We start from the raw sequence: 14,975 nt of genomic DNA on the forward strand, positions 1-14,975 counted from the left end.
TCCCCTGCTGGCCGTGCTCGGCTGTGCGTCCGGCCAGCCCCATGTCCAGGCGGGCGCCGCGCCCGCGGAGGCTCGTCCCATGACGCAGACCGCCGATCTCTCCGCCCTGAAGGCCCAGCTCGTTGCCCGCCATGGCGAGGCACAGCGGGCCCGCATCGAGAGGGGTGTGGATCAGGTGGCCGCGTTGTGGCGCGCGGAGGACGGGGACCTGGCCGCCTTCGTGCGCGAGTACTTCATCGCCGACGAGAAGCAGCTCGAGGCCACCCTGGCCCGGCTGGAGACGGCCTTCGAGCAGCTCGACGGGCACCTGAACGAGATCAGCCGGGAGCTGCGGCGTCCCACGGATCTGGACCTGGGGCCGTTGCTGCCGGTGGATCCGCTGCTCGCGGCGTATGACCCGGGCGCGCACACCACCGAGGATCTCTTCCAGGCGAAGGTGGGGTTCGTGGCGCTGCTCAACTTCCCGCTCACCACGCTGGCCGAGCGGATGGAGAAGGGCCCGGGCTACACCCGCCGCCAGTGGGCCGAGGCCCGGCTCACCGGCCGTTTCAGCCGCCGCGTCCCCGCGGAGGTGCGGCAGGCGTCGACGCGCGCGACGGCGGACGCGGACCTCTACATCGCCGAGTACAACATCTGGATGCACCACCTGGTGGATGACCAGGGGCGCCGGCTCTTCCCGAAGGGGATGAGGTTGATCAGCCACTGGAATCTGCGGGACGAGCTGAAGTCCCGGTACGCGGATCCGGAGGGCGTGGCGAAGCAGCGGATGATCATCAAGGTGATGGAGCGCATCGTCACGCAGACGATTCCCGCGGCCGTCATCGACAATCCCCGGGTGGACTGGAATCCGTTCACCAACGAGGTGAAGGCGGCACCGGCGGAGGAGCTCGAGCCGGACGCGCCCCAGCGCCCGGTGGTGCTGGACGGGAAGCGCGAGGACGACGTGCGCTACACGAAGCTGCTGGCGCAGTTCCACGCGGCCCGGAGGGAGGACCCCTACGTACCGGTGGCGCCCACGGCGATCGCGCGCAGCTTCGAGCTGGGGCGTGAGCTGCCCGAGGCCCGGGTGAAGGCGCTGCTGGAGCAGGTGCTGACGTCCCCACTGGTTCCGAAGGTGGCGCGGCTCATCGAGCAGCGGCTGGGGCGGAAGCTGGAGCCCCAGGACCTGTGGTACGCCGGCTTCAGGGCGAACGCGAAGCTGTCCGAGGCGGAGCTCGACAAGCTGACGCGCCAGCGCTACCCGACGGCGGAGGCCTTCGCGAAGGATCTGCCGCGGATCCTCCAGGGGCTGGGCTTCTCGAAGGAGAAGGCGGCCTTCCTGTCGGAGCACATCCGGGTGGATCCATCGCGAGGGGCGGGACACGCGATGCAGTCGATGCGGCGCGGGGACTTCCCCCGGCTGCGGACGCGGGTGGGCCCCAACGGCATGGACTACAAGGGCTACAACATCGCGGTGCACGAGCTGGGGCACAACGTGGAGCAGGTGTTCTCGCTCTACGCGGTGGACCACACGCTGCTGGCGGGAGTGCCCAACAACGCCTTCACCGAGGCGCTGGCCTTCGTCTTCCAGGCCAGGGACCTGGAGCTGCTGGGACAGGCGAAGCCGGACGCGGCCCGTGAGCGCGAGCGGGTGCTCAACGACTTCTGGCAGACGTGGGAGATCGCCGGGGTGGCGCTGGTGGACATCGCGGTGTGGCACTGGATGTACGAGCACCCGGAGGCCACGCCGGCGCAGCTGCGCGAGGCGGTGGTGCGCATCGCCCAGGAGACGTGGGATCGCTACTACGCGCCGGTGCTGGGAGGGCAGGGGACGCCGCTGCTGGGCATCTACAGCCACATGATCTCCTATCCCCTGTACCTGACGGACTATCCGCTGGGGCACCTGATCGCGTTCCAGATCGAGGAGCACCTGCACAAGGCGGGCAACCTGGGTGCGGAGTTCGAGCGGATGGCGAGCCAGGGCGCCCTCACTCCGGACGTGTGGATGACGAACGCCACGGGCGCGCCGGTGAGCGCCGAGCCGCTGCTGCGAGCCACGGAGTCTGCGCTCCTCGGATATTGAGAATTCGTCCCAGGAAGTAGGAATTCACCTGTATTCATTGGATTCCAGTTGAGGCGGGTATGGCCTGTGTTACAGGTTTGTATGGGTCCATTCCAGGTCGTACGAAACCCCCAACAAGGAGGAATCCCATGTCTCGATTCGTGAAGCGCACCCTGCGGAAGTCGGCAGCGGGACTGTGTGCCTTGATGCTGGGCGCGTTCGGTTGTGGAGGCGCCGATGCGGTCGAGCAGGGTGATGTGACACCGACGGAGGAGCAGGCGCTCGTGACCCGGAAGGTCATGCCCATTGGGGACTCCATCACCCAGGCCGCCGCGGGCCATGCCAGCTACCGCTGCCCGCTGTGGCAGAAGATCCGCGCTGGCGGTTACACCGCCGATTTCGTCGGAAGCCAGACGGGCGGGTACTCCGGCGCGAACAGCTGCACGGTCAGCGGGTTCGACGTCAACCACGAGGGGCACTGGGGCTGGCGTGCCGATCAGATCCTGGCCAGCATCTCCGGGTGGGCGACCACCTACCGGCCGGACATCGTGTTGATCCACCTGGGGACGAACGATCTCTTCCAGGGCAACACCATCGACAGCACCCTTCAGGAGATCGGGCAGATCATCGACAAGCTCCGCGCGGTGAACCCGAGCGTCAAGGTGTTCCTCGCCAAGGTCATCCAGTCCACGAGATCGAACACCACCCTGGATGCCTTCAATCAGCGCATCCCGGCGTTCGCCACGTCGAAGAGCACGACGACCTCGCCGGTGATCGTCGTGGATCAGTGGACGGGGTTCAACGCGTCGACGGACACCTACGACGGAGTCCATCCGAACGCCACGGGCGAGGCGAAGATGGCCGAGCGCTGGTTCCAGGCGATCCGCTCCAGTCTGTGAGCCAGCTCGCCCTCCCCCTGGTCTGGGAGAGGGCCGGGGTGAGGGTCTGAGCATCCGTCAGTCCCTCACCCGAATCACCCGAACGCCTACTGCTTGCCCGGCTTCGCGGGCTGCGCGCGCGGGACATCCGCGCCCTGGCTTCCGATGCTGAGCAGCTCGACCTCGAACACCAGGGTGGCGTTGGGCGGGATGGTGGGAGGCGAGCCCTGCTCACCGTAGGCCTGCTTGGCGGGGCACACGAGCTGGGCCTTGCCACCGACCTTCATCTTCTGCACGCCCTCGGTCCAGCAGGGGATGACGCCGTCGAGCGGGAACTCGGCGGGCTGGCCGCGCTTGTAGGAGCTGTCGAACTCGACGCCGCTGGTGAGCGTGCCGCGGTAGTTCACCTTCACCGTGTCCGAGGCCTTGGGGCTCGGGCCGGTGCCGGCCTTCAGCTCCTTGTAGATGACGCCGGAGGGCAGCTTGACCGCGCCCTTCTCCTTGGCGGCCTCCTCCAGGAACTTCTGGCCGGCCTTCTCGCCCCGGGCCTTGGCGAGCCCCTGGAGCTTGGGTCCATAGGTGTCCAGCTCCACCGCGGGCTTGGCGTTGGTGAGGGAGTCCGTCATGCCCTTCTTGACGATCTCGATCTCGGCTGGGCTCAGGTCGAAGACCTTGATGCTGCGTCCGATCGACAGGCCGAGTGCATAGACCGTCTTCTCATCCTCGGTCTTGAGCTGTGTTTGTCCCTGCGCCTGCTGAGCCTGGGCCTGCATCCCGGCGAGGCCGAGCAGTGCCGCCGCCAACATTCCGAATCGCATGTGAACCGCCTTTCTCAATGGAGGCGGAAGGATAGGCCCGCCCGGGCCTTCTGGCTGGTCGTTTTCTTGCGGCCTGTCCGGATGCTCGTACCTTCGCGACAGCCTGCTGCAGCGAGGAAGCGACCTGTAGCAGCCGAGCCACCGGGAGGGTGTGAGGATGAGCGACAAGCGGAAGAGCGCGCGGGTTCCCCTCGACGTCTACCTGAACAAGTACATGGGGGGCGTCCCGTACATGGCCCGAGCCGCCGACATCAGCCAGGAGGGCGTGAGCCTGGCGCGCCTGTTGGAGCCCGAGCAGGACGCCCGGCGGGTGGGGCTCCAGTTCCAGCTGCCCGGCTCGGAAGAGGTCATCTACGCCGAGGGCGAGGTGGTGCGTGAGTGGGTGGAGGCCGGCAGCCCGCGCCGCGACGAGCGTTCGGGCGTTCGCTTCACGCTGCTCACCGAGCGGCACCGCCGGCTGATTGATGACTACGTGACACGCAACACGCAGGGCCACTGAGCCATGCTCCTCTGGCGGGCGGATGGACAGAGCCGCCTTGACCTGGCTCGGAGCCGGCCGGTTGAATCCGACCATCTGAACGAGAGCGTGGAGGATTCAGGTGAGGCGTGCACTGTGGGCGCTGGTGCTGGCGGCTCCGCTGTCGGCACTGGCACAGGGTAGTGGGGTGGATTGGCAGCGGCAGGTCCTCCGGGTGACGGGGGATGGGCCACCGGACGTGAAGGCTTCCAACCCGTCCCAGGCGAGGTTGGGCGCGGAGCGCTCGGCGAAGGCGGATGCTTTCGCGGATCTGCTGGAGCAGGTGAAGGGCGTCCGCGTCCGGGCGGACAGGACCGTGGGCGACGAGATGGCCCGTGAGGACACGCGCCGCCAGGTCGAGGAGGTGCTCCGCGGCTATACGGTCGTGGGGAAGCGCTACTACTCGGACAGCGGCGTGCAGATGGACGTGGAGGTTCCGCTCTCGGCGCTCACCGGGGTGCTGGTGTCTCCGGCGCCCTCGGGCACCCCCGCCCAGGCCGAGGTGAAGCCCGCCGAGACGAAGAAGGCCGCCAAGGCGAAGTACACGGGGCTGGTGGTGGACGCCCGGAAGCTGGGCATGGTGCCGGCGTTGGCGCCCCGGTTGCTCGATGCGTCCGGCCAGCAGCTCTATGGCGTCGAGTCGTTGTCTGCGGAGGCTCGGAAGAGCACGGGTGTTGCCGGATTCTTCAAGAGCCCCGAGGCGGCCAGGAAGTCGGAGCTGGTGGGGACGAAACCGCTGATGCTGGAGGCGGCGCGGCTCGAGGGCTCGGATCTTCAGTTGGGGCCGGACGCGGCGAAGGCGCTCGAGGGTCTGGACCCGAGCCTGCTCACCGAGGGGCGGGTAGGGATCCTCATCAAGTAGATGGGGGAGCGAGGAGCCTGGTGATGCTGGTCTGGAGTGGGAAGTGGCGGGGCAGGCGAGGGGTTGCCCTGGTGCTCGGGGGGCTGGTTCTCGGGTGTGCCTCGGGTCCCCGTCCAGAGCAGGTGCAATCCCCGGCGGCGGACCGCGCGCGCGAGCTGCTGCGTTCCTCTCATTCGCGTGATGGCAACCTGCTGTTGCGGTGCGAGCCCTCGGATGCCGAGGTGTACCTGGATGGAGTGGTCCAGGGCGTGTGCACCGACTTCGATGGAGGGCCGAACGGGCTCCAGGTCGGGGTGGGGCTGCACCGCATCGACGTGAAGAAGGACGGCTACTGGCCGTACACCACGTATTACGAGCCAGGCCGTGCCCGTGCGAGGCTGACCATCAAATTGCGGCCGGTGGAGCCGTAGCGCGGCGGCGCGGACTGAGCCGCGGGGCGCACATCCGGTATACCCTCACCTCAGCACGGAGGTTCGCCATCGGACGTAACAAGAGAGGCAAGGCGCGCGCGGTGAAGGCGCCCATGGCGCGGGAGGTCCCGGCGGAGGTTCCCCTGCAGGTGGTCAGGTTCGAGCCAGGGCCGGCGCCGTCTCCGGTGGAGCCACCGGAGCCCGAGGTGGGGCTCTCCGAGGCGGAGGCGCGGCGGGTGGACTTCGCCTGGTCGCTGGGCATGGTGGGCTCGTTGGCGCTGGTGTTCGCGCTGCTGTCGGTATTCGGCGGGGTGGCGGTGCCGGTGTTGCTGGCGCTCTTCATGGCGTACGTGCTCAACCCGCCCGTCACCGCGCTGGAGCGCCGGGGCCTCAACCGCGCCGTGGGCTCGAGCGTGGTGTTCGGCGCGTGCGTGCTGCTGATGGTGGGGGCGGTGCTGTACCTCATCCCCGTCTTCCGCGACGAGGCGGCCAAGTTGCCGGACTTCTTCCTCCGGGCCAGCGAGCGGGTGGTGCCGCAGGTGGAGACGCTGCTGGGGCGCCCGTTGCCGGATCTGCTGAGGCAGCGCATGACGGAGCTGGGGGGACAGGCCTCGGAGCTGCTCCAGAGCGCGGGGCCCACGGCGGCGCGGCTGGTGGCGAGCTTCGCGGGCAACACCGCCCGGTTCGTGGCCACGCTGCTGGGCCTGCTGGTGGTGCCGGTGCTGGCCTTCTTCTTCCTGCAGGACTACCCGAACCTGGTGGGGCTGGTGAAGGGGCTGGTGCCTCGCCGGGCGGTGGGGCTGGTCAGCCGGCGCTTCTCCGAGGTGGATGACGTCCTGTCCGCCTTCGTGCGCGGCCAGATCACCGTGGGGGCCATCCTGTCGGTGCTCTACAGCACGGGCCTGGGGTTCGCGCGCATCGACATGGCCATCGTCATCGGCGTCATCTCCGGGTTCGGCAACATGGTGCCCTATCTGGGAACGACCCTGGGCGTGGTGCTGGCGCTGCTGGGGCTGATGCTGTCCTGGCAGGGGCCGTGGCAGCTCGCGGTGGTCGCCGGCACGTTCGTGGTGGGCCAGATGGCCGAGGGGTTCGTCATCACCCCGCGCGTGGTGGGGGACAAGGTGGGCCTCTCGTCGGTGTCCGTCATCATCGCCATCCTGGCCTTCGGCGAGCTGTTCGGCTTCACCGGCATCCTGCTCGCGGTGCCCACGACGGCCATCCTCAAGGTGGTGCTGCGCGTGGTGGTGGAGCGTTACCAGAAGACGGTCCTCTACAAGGGAGAGGGACCGGCCGCCTGAGTCGTCCGGGGCCGGGGAAGGGCATCGTGTCCGAGAGCAAGGCAGCGGGGAAGGGCGCGGCGGAATGGGCGCGCCTGCATGAGGAGATCATCACCTGCCGGGCGTGTCCCCGGCTGGTGGAGTGGCGGGAGCAGGTGGCGCGGGAGAAGCGCCGGGCCTTCCGGGACTGGACGTACTGGGGCCGGCCGGTCCCTGGCTTCGGAGACGCCCGGGCGGAACTGGTCATCATCGGGCTGGCGCCGGCGGCACATGGGGCCAACCGGACGGGCCGGGTCTTCACCGGGGATCGCTCGGGGGACTTCCTCTTCGCCGGGCTGCACCGGGCGGGGTTCGCCAACCAGCCCCGGAGCGAGCACCGGGAGGACGGCCTCGCGTTGAAGGGGGCCTACATCGTCGCGCCGTGCAAGTGCGCGCCGCCGGACAACAAGCCCCTGCCGGAGGAGCTGGCCCGGTGCACGCCCTTCATGGACCGGGAGATGGCGCTGCTGCCCACCCGGGTGGTCCTGGCCCTGGGGGCCATCGCCTGGAGCGCGACCCTCGCCTGGCTGGAGAGGGTGGGGGTGGACATTCCCTCGCCCCGGCCCGCGTTCGGCCACGGTGCGGAGCTGGCCCTGCCGGGGGCGCCGGTGCTGCTGGGCTGCTACCACGTGAGCCAGCAGAACACCCAGACGGGCCGGCTCACCCCCGCCATGTTCGACGCGGTGATGGGCCGGGCCCGGGAGCTGATCGAAAATCGTCGGGGAAGATGAAACACCGCGCGCGCTGTTTCCTTGACAGCTGCGGGGCGCCCGCTGTATTCCCCGCTCGCCTTCGACGACAGAAGTCCCGAGGCAAACGGGTCGTTAGCTCAGCGGTAGAGCACTACCTTGACACGGTAGGGGTCAGTGGTTCGATCCCACTACGACCCACTTCAGCAAAGTGGTTCCACAGCGGGCGACAGGCTCAACAGCCTGCCGCCCGCGTCCTTTTCCGAGGTCTCGCATGGCGGATCAGATCACGGTGACCCTCCCCGACGGCAGCCAGAAGCAGGCGCCGCGGGGCATGACCATCGGGGACTTCGTGCGCGAGAGCATCGGGGCGGGCCTGGCCAAGGCCGCCCTGTTCGCGCGCGTGAATGGCGAGGACATGGATCTGTCCCGCCCCCTCAACGAGGACGCGAAGCTCCAGATCTTCACCTCGAAGAGCCCCGAGGGGCTGGAGCTCATCCGGCACGACGCCGCCCACGTGGTGGCCAGCGCGGTGCAGCGCCTCTTCCCGGGCACGCAGGTGACCATCGGTCCGGCGACGGAGGAGGGCTTCTACTACGACTTCTTCCGGGAGAAGCCCTTCACGCCCGAGGACCTCGAGAAGATCGAGGAAGAGGCCAACAAGGAGATCGCCAAGAACCTCCCCTTCGTCCGGACCGAGGTGTCCATGGACGAGGCCATCAAGCTCTTCGAGGAGAAGGGGGAGAAGTTCAAGGTCGAGATCGTCAGGGACATCGCGGCCAAGGGCGCCAGGACGCTCACGCTCTACACCCACGGTGACTGGGTGGACTTCTGCCTGGGGCCCCACGCGCCCACCACGGGGAAGATCGGCGTCATCAAGCTGCTGTCCACCAGCGGTGCCTACTGGCGCGGAGACCATCGCAACCCGATGCTCCAGCGCATCTACGGCACGGCCTTCTTCGACAAGAAGGCGCTCCAGGAGTACCTCACGCGGATGGAGGAGGCGCGCAAGCGCGACCACCGCAAGCTGGGCAAGGAGCTGGATCTCTTCCACTTCCACCAGTACTCGCCGGGCGCGGCCTTCTGGACCCCCAAGGGCACCACGCTCTACAACACCCTGTCGGCCTTCATGCGTCGGCTGACGAGCGAGACCGGCTACGTCGAGATCAAGACCCCGCTGCTCTACAACAAGGGCCTGTGGGAGACGAGCGGCCACTGGGGCAAGTACAAGGAGAACATGTTCCTCGTGCTCGACAGCGAGAGCGGGGAGCATGACTTCTCGCTGAAGCCGATGAACTGCCCGAGTCACCACCTGTACTACGGCTTCAAGAAGCACAGCTACCGGGACCTGCCCCTGCGCCTGCACACCCAGGACGTGCTCCACCGCAACGAGGCGGCGGGCTCGCTGGGCGGCCTCACCCGCGTGCGCCAGTTCTGCCAGGACGACGCCCACATCTACTGCCGCGAGGATCAGATCCCGGACGAGGTGCGGCGCTTCGTGCAACTGCTGGACCGCGTCTACAAGGCGGTGGGTCTGAGCTACTCGGTGAAGCTGTCCACCCGGCCGGAGAAGCGGCTCGGTGATGACGCGCTGTGGGATCGCGCCGAGGCCGGCCTCAAGAGCGCCCTGGAGAGCCTCGGCCTCCAGTACGAGCTGAAGCCCGGCGACGGTGCCTTCTACGGTCCGAAGATCGACTTCGACGTGTCCGACAGCATCGGCCGCAAGTGGCAGCTGGGCACCATCCAGCTCGACTACCTGGCCCCCGAGCGCTTCGACCTCTCCTACGTGGGGGAGGACAACGCCGAGCACCGCCCGGTGGTCCTCCACCGCGCCATCTACGGCTCGTTCGAGCGCTTCATCGCCATCCTCATCGAGCACTTCGCCGGCGCCTTCCCCGCGTGGCTGGCTCCGATCCAGGGCGTGATCGTCACCGTGGCGGACCGTCAGCGGGACTACGCCCTCAAGGTGCGCGACCAGCTGCGCGCCAAGGGCTACCGGGTCGACTACGACGAGCGCGGGCTCACGCTCAACGCGAAGATCCGCGACGCCCAGCTCCAGAAGATCCCCTTCACCCTCGTGGTTGGAGACAACGAGGTGGAGGCGGGTGGGGTGTCCCCCCGTCGCTATGGCGGCGAGGACCTCAAGACCATGAAGCTCGAGGCCTTCGAGGCGCTCCTGGAGAAAGAGGCCGCCTGGCCGTGATGTCGCACTGGGAGTCACAGGCCCTTGACAGGCCTTGACTCCGGGAGGCTGGCAAGTATCTTGCCCGTCTTCCGAGGGGAGTACCTACTCCCACTGCTGGAGGGCTTTCACATCGCTCGCGACCAAAGAACGAATCGCCGCATCCGTGCTCGGGAAGTCCGCGTCGTAGGGCCGGAAGGCGAGCAGCTCGGAGTCCTGCCGATCGAAGCAGCCCTGGAGCGTGCTCAGTCCGCGGGGATGGACCTCGTCGAGGTCAACCCCATGGCCAAGCCGCCGGTCTGCAAGATCATGGACTACGGCAAGTTCAAGTACGAGGAGAAGAAGCGGGCCTCGGAAGCGAAGAAGAAGCAGGTCGTCGTCCACCTGAAGGAAATCAAGCTCCGCCCGAAGACGGAGGAGCATGACTACGAGTTCAAGGTTCGCAACGTGCGCCGCTTCCTCGAGGAGGGGAACAAGGCCAAGGTCACGATCATGTTCCGTGGCCGGGAGATCACGCACAAGGAGCTGGGCTCGGCCATCCTGGACGACGTCATCAAGGATTTGAAGGACGTGGCGGTGGTGGAGCAGATGCCGCGGATGGAAGGGCGGCAGATGTTCATGATCATCGCCCCGAACCCGAAGGTGGCGGCGAGGGCGCGCGAGCTTGCCCGGCAGCAGGCGGCGGCGGCGGAGAAGGCGGAGGGCAAGTCCGAGGGTGGCAAGAAGTCCGAGGCTCCCGCGGCAGGCGGCAAGGCCGAGGATCAGGCAGTGGCTCAGGCCCCCGTGCCTGCTCCCGCGGCGGCCGCTCCGGCGTCCCAGTCCGGGGGCGCGAAATAGTTGGACCCGGCCGTCGGATTGCTGCAAAGCCGACGGCCCTTGACAGACGCTGACGGCGATTCGCTGCGGCGGATTGGTAGTTGAAGGAAGGAACCGCAACATGCCCAAGTTGAAGACCCGTAGCGGCGCCAAGAAGCGCTTCCAGGTGAAGAAGTCCGGCAAGGTGAAGTTCGCCAAGGCCTTCGGCAAGCACCTCTTCACCCACGCCAAGTCCCAGAAGCTCAAGCGCGAGCACCGCGGCACCGGGCACCTGAAGGACATGGACGCCAAGAAGGTGATCAAGGAGCTCTTCCCCTTCGGGGCGAACTAAGCAGGACGCAGTACAGAGGGCCCTGTCGGTGTGGCGATGAGCCAATGCGCCGGGGGTTTTCGAACACCTCACCGTAGTTAGGAGTCAGCAATGCGCGTCAAGAAGGGTTTCAAGGCTCGTCGCCGTCGTAATCGGATTCTGAAGCTGGCCAAGGGTTACCGTGGCCGTCGCAAGAACTGCTACAAGCGGGCCAACCAGGCCGTGGAGCGCGCGCTGGATTACGCCACCCGCGACCGCGCCGCGCGGAAGCGCAACTTCCGCTCCCTGTGGATCGTCCGCATCAACGCGGCCGCCCGCACCGTGGGCCTGTCCTACTCCCGCCTGATCGCCGGTCTGGCCAAGAACAAGATCGCCCTGGATCGCAAGGTCCTGGCCGACATGGCCGTGGCGGATCCCGCCGGTTTTGCCGCTGTCGCCAACATCGCGAAGGCGGCCTGAGAATGACGGCCGGCCGCACAGGCCGGCATCGAGAGCGGGTGGCCGCGGTCTTCCTGGAAGGCCGTTGCCACTCGTGGGTTTGAAAGCGGGCTGCCCCTTCGGGCGGCCCTTTTTTTTGCCCCGGCACGGCCGGGGTGGGAGGCGAAGTCAATGCGAGACCGCTTGCAAGCGCTCGCGGACGCGGCGCGGCGGGAGATCTCCGTCGCCTCGGAGCCGTCCGCGGTGGAGGCGCTCCGAATCCGTTACCTCGGCAAGAAGGGGGAGTTGTCCGGTGTCCTCGGTGGAATGGGCAAGCTGCCCCCCGACGAGCGCCGCGCCCTCGGCGAGGTGGCCAACCAGGTCAAGGCCGAGATCGAGAAGCTCCTGGCCGACGCCGTCCAGCGCGTGGAGGAGGCGGCGATGGAGGCCGAGCTGCGCGGCCCCAAGCTGGACGTGACGCTGCCCGGCCGCGCCATCACCCCCGGCAGCCGCCACCCGGTGTCCCGGACGATGGAGGAGATCGTCCGCACCTTCCAGCGGCTCGGCTTCGAGGTGGCCCACGGGCCGGAGATCGAGCTCGACTACTTCAACTTCGAGGCGCTCAACCTCCCGAAGGATCACCCCGCGCGCGACATGCAGGACACCTTCTACGTGGACGACGCCTCGCTCGGCCACGCGCAGAAGGCGGACAGCCCGGTGCTGCTGCGCACGCACACGTCCCCGGTGCAGGTGCGCTTCATGCTCAACCGCCAGCCACCCCTGCGCGCCGTCATGCCCGGCCGCGTCTACCGGCGCGACTCGGACATCACCCACACGCCCATGTTCCACCAGGTGGAGGGCCTGCTGGTGGACAAGGACGTCAGCTTCGCCGAACTCAAGGGCACCCTGGACGCCTTCGTGAAGGCCTTCTTCGGCTCGGACACGCGCACGCGCTTCCGCCCGTCCTTCTTCCCCTTCACCGAGCCCTCGGCCGAGGTGGACATCTCCTGCACCTCGTGCGGCGGCAAGGGCTGCCGCGTGTGCAAGCAGACCGGCTGGTTGGAGGTGCTCGGCAGCGGCATGGTGCACCCCAACGTCTTCAAGTACAGCGGTTACGACTCCACCCAGGTCACCGGGTACGCGTTCGGCATGGGCGTGGAGCGCATCGCCATGCTGCGCTACCGCATCGATGACCTGCGGATGATGTTCGAGAACGACGCGCGCTTCCTGGAGCAGTTCTGATGAAGATCTCGGTCAAGTGGCTCGGAGACTACGTGGCGCTGCCGGCCAGTGTGGAGGAGCTGGCACGCAAGCTGACCGCCGTGGGTCTGGAGATTGAAGGCCTCGAGCGCCCCGGCGAGGGGCTGCGCGGCGTGGTGGTGGCGCAGATCAAGGAGTCCGTGCAGCACCCCAACGCGGACAAGCTGTCCGTCACCAAGGTGGACCTGGGTGGCCCGGAGCCGCTCCAGATCGTCTGCGGCGCCAAGAACTTCAAGGTCGGCGACAAGGTGCCGCTGGCCACCATCGGCACGAAGCTGCCCAATGGCGTGGAGATCAAGCAGGCGCCCCTGCGCGGCGTGGACAGCTTCGGCATGCTCTGCTCGGCCAAGGAGCTGGGCCTGTCCGAGGAGTCCTCCGGCCTGCTCATCCTCCCGCAGGACCTGAAGCCCGGCACGCCCATCGCCGAGGCGCTCGGGTTGGATGACGTGGTGCTGGAGGTGAACGTCACCCCCAACCGGCCGGATGCCCTGTCGCACCTGGGCGTGGCCCGGGAGGTGGCGGTGGCCACCGGGGGCACCCTGCGTCCGCCCCAGCCGAAGCTCGCCGAGTCCGGCTCCACCACCTCCGAGAAGGTGAAGGTGCGCATCGAGGACGCGGCGCGCTGCCCGCGCTACGCGGCCCGCGTCGTGGAGAACGTGAAGATCGGTCCCTCGCCCCAGTGGCTGCAGGATCGGCTCAAGGCCTGTGGCGTGCGCCCCATCAGCAACGTGGTGGACGTCACCAACTTCGTCCTCCTCGAGTACGGCCAGCCGCTGCACGCCTTCGACCTGGACAAGGTCTCGGGCCAGGAGATCATCGTCCGCACCGCGAAGCCGGGCGAGAAGATGACCACGCTCGACGGCAAGGAGCGGGCGCTGGAGCCCGAGGATCTGCTCATCTGCGACCGTGACCGGGCCCAGGCCCTGGCCGGCGTGATGGGCGGCGCGGACAGCGAGGTGAGCGCGGGCACGACGCGCGTGGTGATCGAGTCCGCCCACTTCCAGCCCTCGAGCATCCGCCGCTCGTCCAAGCGCCATGGCCTGCACACCGAGGCCTCGCACCGCTTCGAGCGCGGCGCGGACCTCGACGCCGTCATCCCCGCGGTGGATCGCGCCGCGGCCCTCATCGCCGAGCTGGCGGGGGGCACGGTGGCTCCGGGCCGGGTGGACGTGTACCCGCAGCCCCAGACGCAGCGCCGGGTGACGCTGCGCTACGGCCGCGTGGAGAAGGTGCTGGGCGTGGCCATCCCCGAGTCCGAGTGCCGGCGCATCCTCGGTACCCTGGGCTTCAAGTCGGTGGAGGAGGGGAGTGGGCAGACCACCTTCGAGGTGCCTCGGGCTCGCGTGGACGTGGAGCGCGAGGAGGACCTCATGGAGGAGTTGGCCCGCGTCTACGGCTACGACAACATCCCCGCCCGGTTGCCGCGTGGCATCGCCGAGCTGGGTCCCGAGCCGGCCGCCGCCGAGGCCGAGCGTCGCGCCCGCCAGGCCCTGGCCGGCCTGGGCCTGAGTGAGGTGGTGAACTACTCCTTCGTTCCGCCGCGCACGCTGGAGGTGCTGGGAGGGACGGAGAAGCCGGTGGCGCTGCTCAACCCGCTCAGCATGGAGCAGTCGGTGATGCGCACCAGCCTGTTGCCGGGCCTGCTGGAGAACCTCTCCCGCAGCGTGCGTCATCAGGTGGACACCGTCGCCGTGTACGAGATGGGTCGGGCCTACTTCCGGGATCCGGAGGGTGGCCGGGGCCAGCGTCCGGCCGCGCGCGAGGTACCCCGGCTCGCGGGCCTCGTGTGGGGTCTGCGCGGTGGGCGGACCTGGACCCAGAAGGAGGCCCGGGCGGACTTCTATGACGCCAAGGGCGCCCTGGAGGCCGTGCTGCACGCACTCCATGTGGAAGGCGTCCGCTTCGTCGCCTCCGAGGCTCCGTCCTACCACCCCCGCGCCTGCGCCCGGGTGGAGCTGTCCGACGGCACGGTGCTGGGCTACGTGGGCGAGCTGCACCCTCGCGTGAGCAAGGCCCTGGAGCTGCCTCGGGACGTCTTCGCCTTCGAGGTGGACACGGCGCCCCTGTACTCGGCCGCCCGGCTGGTTCCCGCCTGGGGAGGGCTGCCTCGCTTCCCCGCCGTGCTCCGGGACCTGGCCGTGGTGGTGCCCCTGGAGCTCCAGAACGACGAGGTCCGCCGCGTCATCCTGGAGGTCGGTGGCCCCCTGGTGGAGGACGCCCTCATCTTCGACGTCTACACCGGCAAGCCCATCCCCGAGGGAAGCAAGAACCTGGCCTACGCCATCCGCTACCGCTCGCCCGAGCGCACCCTCACCGACGCGGAAGTGAGCGCCGCCCACCAGCGCATCATCTCCGAGGTCAACCAGCGACTGGGCGGAGCCCTCCGGACCTGAGTGAGAGGCTCCAAGGGGAAAACCTGAGTGAAACCGGTGGGTTGACAGCTGTCAGGGAAGGCT

Annotated in this window: 14 protein-coding genes and 1 tRNA gene; 14 read left to right on the plus strand and 1 reads right to left on the minus strand. The window is 68.3% G+C overall.

Annotation, left to right across the window (positions count from 1 at the left end; genetic code table 11):
• Window positions 1–79 precede the first annotated feature (79 nt).
• Together JQX13_RS40175 and JQX13_RS40180 are read left to right on the plus strand one after the other, a co-directional pair.
• Window positions 80–2,062 (plus strand): hypothetical protein, encoded by a 1,983-nt coding sequence (locus JQX13_RS40175; protein ID WP_430384228.1) that lies wholly within the window; start codon window positions 80–82, stop codon window positions 2,060–2,062.
• Window positions 2,063–2,190: 128 nt separating this feature from the next.
• Window positions 2,191–2,940, plus strand: coding sequence for an SGNH/GDSL hydrolase family protein (locus JQX13_RS40180; protein ID WP_239014140.1), 750 nt, complete (start codon window positions 2,191–2,193; stop codon window positions 2,938–2,940).
• A gap of 86 nt (window positions 2,941–3,026) precedes the next feature.
• Here JQX13_RS40180 and JQX13_RS40185 read toward each other — a convergent pair whose 3' ends face one another.
• Window positions 3,027–3,737, minus strand: coding sequence for an FKBP-type peptidyl-prolyl cis-trans isomerase (locus tag JQX13_RS40185; RefSeq protein ID WP_203404700.1), 711 nt, complete (start codon window positions 3,735–3,737; stop codon window positions 3,027–3,029).
• 157 nt (window positions 3,738–3,894) lie between these two features.
• On the opposite strand from JQX13_RS40185, the gene JQX13_RS40190 reads away from it, so the two are divergent.
• The 12 genes from JQX13_RS40190 to pheT all read left to right on the plus strand — a co-directional run bounded on the left by JQX13_RS40190 (window position 3,895) and on the right by pheT (window position 14,912).
• Window positions 3,895–4,236 (plus strand): PilZ domain-containing protein, encoded by a 342-nt coding sequence (locus JQX13_RS40190; protein WP_203404701.1) that lies wholly within the window; start codon window positions 3,895–3,897, stop codon window positions 4,234–4,236.
• A gap of 100 nt (window positions 4,237–4,336) precedes the next feature.
• Window positions 4,337–5,116: an LPP20 family lipoprotein gene (locus JQX13_RS40195; RefSeq protein ID WP_203404702.1), complete on the plus strand. Its 780-nt coding sequence runs from the start codon at window positions 4,337–4,339 to the stop codon at window positions 5,114–5,116.
• A gap of 23 nt (window positions 5,117–5,139) precedes the next feature.
• Entirely contained in the window at window positions 5,140–5,526 is a 387-nt protein-coding gene (locus JQX13_RS40200; RefSeq protein WP_203404703.1) for a PEGA domain-containing protein, read from the plus strand.
• 113 nt (window positions 5,527–5,639) lie between these two features.
• Window positions 5,640–6,827 carry an AI-2E family transporter gene (locus JQX13_RS40205; RefSeq protein ID WP_203404704.1) on the plus strand — a complete coding sequence of 396 codons (1,188 nt, stop codon included), beginning with the start codon at window positions 5,640–5,642 and terminating at the stop codon, window positions 6,825–6,827.
• A gap of 26 nt (window positions 6,828–6,853) precedes the next feature.
• Complete coding sequence (locus JQX13_RS40210; protein WP_275424908.1) at window positions 6,854–7,576, plus strand: uracil-DNA glycosylase; 723 nt, start codon at window positions 6,854–6,856, stop codon at window positions 7,574–7,576.
• An 87-nt stretch (window positions 7,577–7,663) separates the two neighbouring features.
• Window positions 7,664–7,735, plus strand: a tRNA-Val gene (locus JQX13_RS40215).
• A 73-nt stretch (window positions 7,736–7,808) separates the two neighbouring features.
• Window positions 7,809–9,737 carry a threonine--tRNA ligase gene (thrS, locus tag JQX13_RS40220; protein WP_203404705.1) on the plus strand — a complete coding sequence of 643 codons (1,929 nt, stop codon included), beginning with the start codon at window positions 7,809–7,811 and terminating at the stop codon, window positions 9,735–9,737.
• 60 nt (window positions 9,738–9,797) lie between these two features.
• On the plus strand, window positions 9,798–10,553 hold the full coding sequence (infC, locus tag JQX13_RS40225; protein ID WP_239014141.1) for a translation initiation factor IF-3: 756 nt from the start codon (window positions 9,798–9,800) through the stop codon (window positions 10,551–10,553).
• Window positions 10,554–10,653: 100 nt separating this feature from the next.
• Window positions 10,654–10,863: a 50S ribosomal protein L35 gene (gene rpmI / locus JQX13_RS40230; RefSeq protein WP_203404706.1), complete on the plus strand. Its 210-nt coding sequence runs from the start codon at window positions 10,654–10,656 to the stop codon at window positions 10,861–10,863.
• Between the two features lie 90 nt (window positions 10,864–10,953).
• Window positions 10,954–11,301 carry a 50S ribosomal protein L20 gene (gene rplT / locus JQX13_RS40235; protein ID WP_203404707.1) on the plus strand — a complete coding sequence of 116 codons (348 nt, stop codon included), beginning with the start codon at window positions 10,954–10,956 and terminating at the stop codon, window positions 11,299–11,301.
• 150 nt (window positions 11,302–11,451) lie between these two features.
• Window positions 11,452–12,501 carry a phenylalanine--tRNA ligase subunit alpha gene (gene pheS, locus JQX13_RS40240; protein WP_203404708.1) on the plus strand — a complete coding sequence of 350 codons (1,050 nt, stop codon included), beginning with the start codon at window positions 11,452–11,454 and terminating at the stop codon, window positions 12,499–12,501.
• Window positions 12,501–14,912, plus strand: coding sequence for a phenylalanine--tRNA ligase subunit beta (gene pheT / locus JQX13_RS40245; RefSeq protein WP_203404709.1), 2,412 nt, complete (start codon window positions 12,501–12,503; stop codon window positions 14,910–14,912). Before pheS ends, pheT begins: the two co-directional genes overlap by 1 nt.
• Window positions 14,913–14,975: the final 63 nt, after the last annotated feature.

It is taken from the genome of Archangium violaceum (assembly GCF_016859125.1).
GTDB classification, from domain to species: Bacteria; Myxococcota; Myxococcia; order Myxococcales; family Myxococcaceae; genus Archangium; species Archangium violaceum_A.

Coding starts and splice junctions, on each gene's coding strand:
- pheT (WP_203404709.1), top strand. CDS start 12,501: ATGAAGATCTCGGTCAAGTGGCTCGGAGACTACGTGGCGCTGCCGGCC.
- JQX13_RS40205 (WP_203404704.1), top strand. CDS start 5,640: ATGGCGCGGGAGGTCCCGGCGGAGGTTCCCCTGCAGGTGGTCAGGTTC.
- JQX13_RS40175 (WP_430384228.1), top strand. CDS start 80: ATGACGCAGACCGCCGATCTCTCCGCCCTGAAGGCCCAGCTCGTTGCC.
- thrS (WP_203404705.1), top strand. CDS start 7,809: ATGGCGGATCAGATCACGGTGACCCTCCCCGACGGCAGCCAGAAGCAG.
- JQX13_RS40190 (WP_203404701.1), top strand. CDS start 3,895: ATGAGCGACAAGCGGAAGAGCGCGCGGGTTCCCCTCGACGTCTACCTG.
- rpmI (WP_203404706.1), top strand. CDS start 10,654: ATGCCCAAGTTGAAGACCCGTAGCGGCGCCAAGAAGCGCTTCCAGGTG.
- JQX13_RS40200 (WP_203404703.1), top strand. CDS start 5,140: ATGCTGGTCTGGAGTGGGAAGTGGCGGGGCAGGCGAGGGGTTGCCCTG.
- JQX13_RS40180 (WP_239014140.1), top strand. CDS start 2,191: ATGTCTCGATTCGTGAAGCGCACCCTGCGGAAGTCGGCAGCGGGACTG.
- JQX13_RS40185 (WP_203404700.1), bottom strand. CDS start 3,737: ATGCGATTCGGAATGTTGGCGGCGGCACTGCTCGGCCTCGCCGGGATG.
- rplT (WP_203404707.1), top strand. CDS start 10,954: ATGCGCGTCAAGAAGGGTTTCAAGGCTCGTCGCCGTCGTAATCGGATT.
- pheS (WP_203404708.1), top strand. CDS start 11,452: ATGCGAGACCGCTTGCAAGCGCTCGCGGACGCGGCGCGGCGGGAGATC.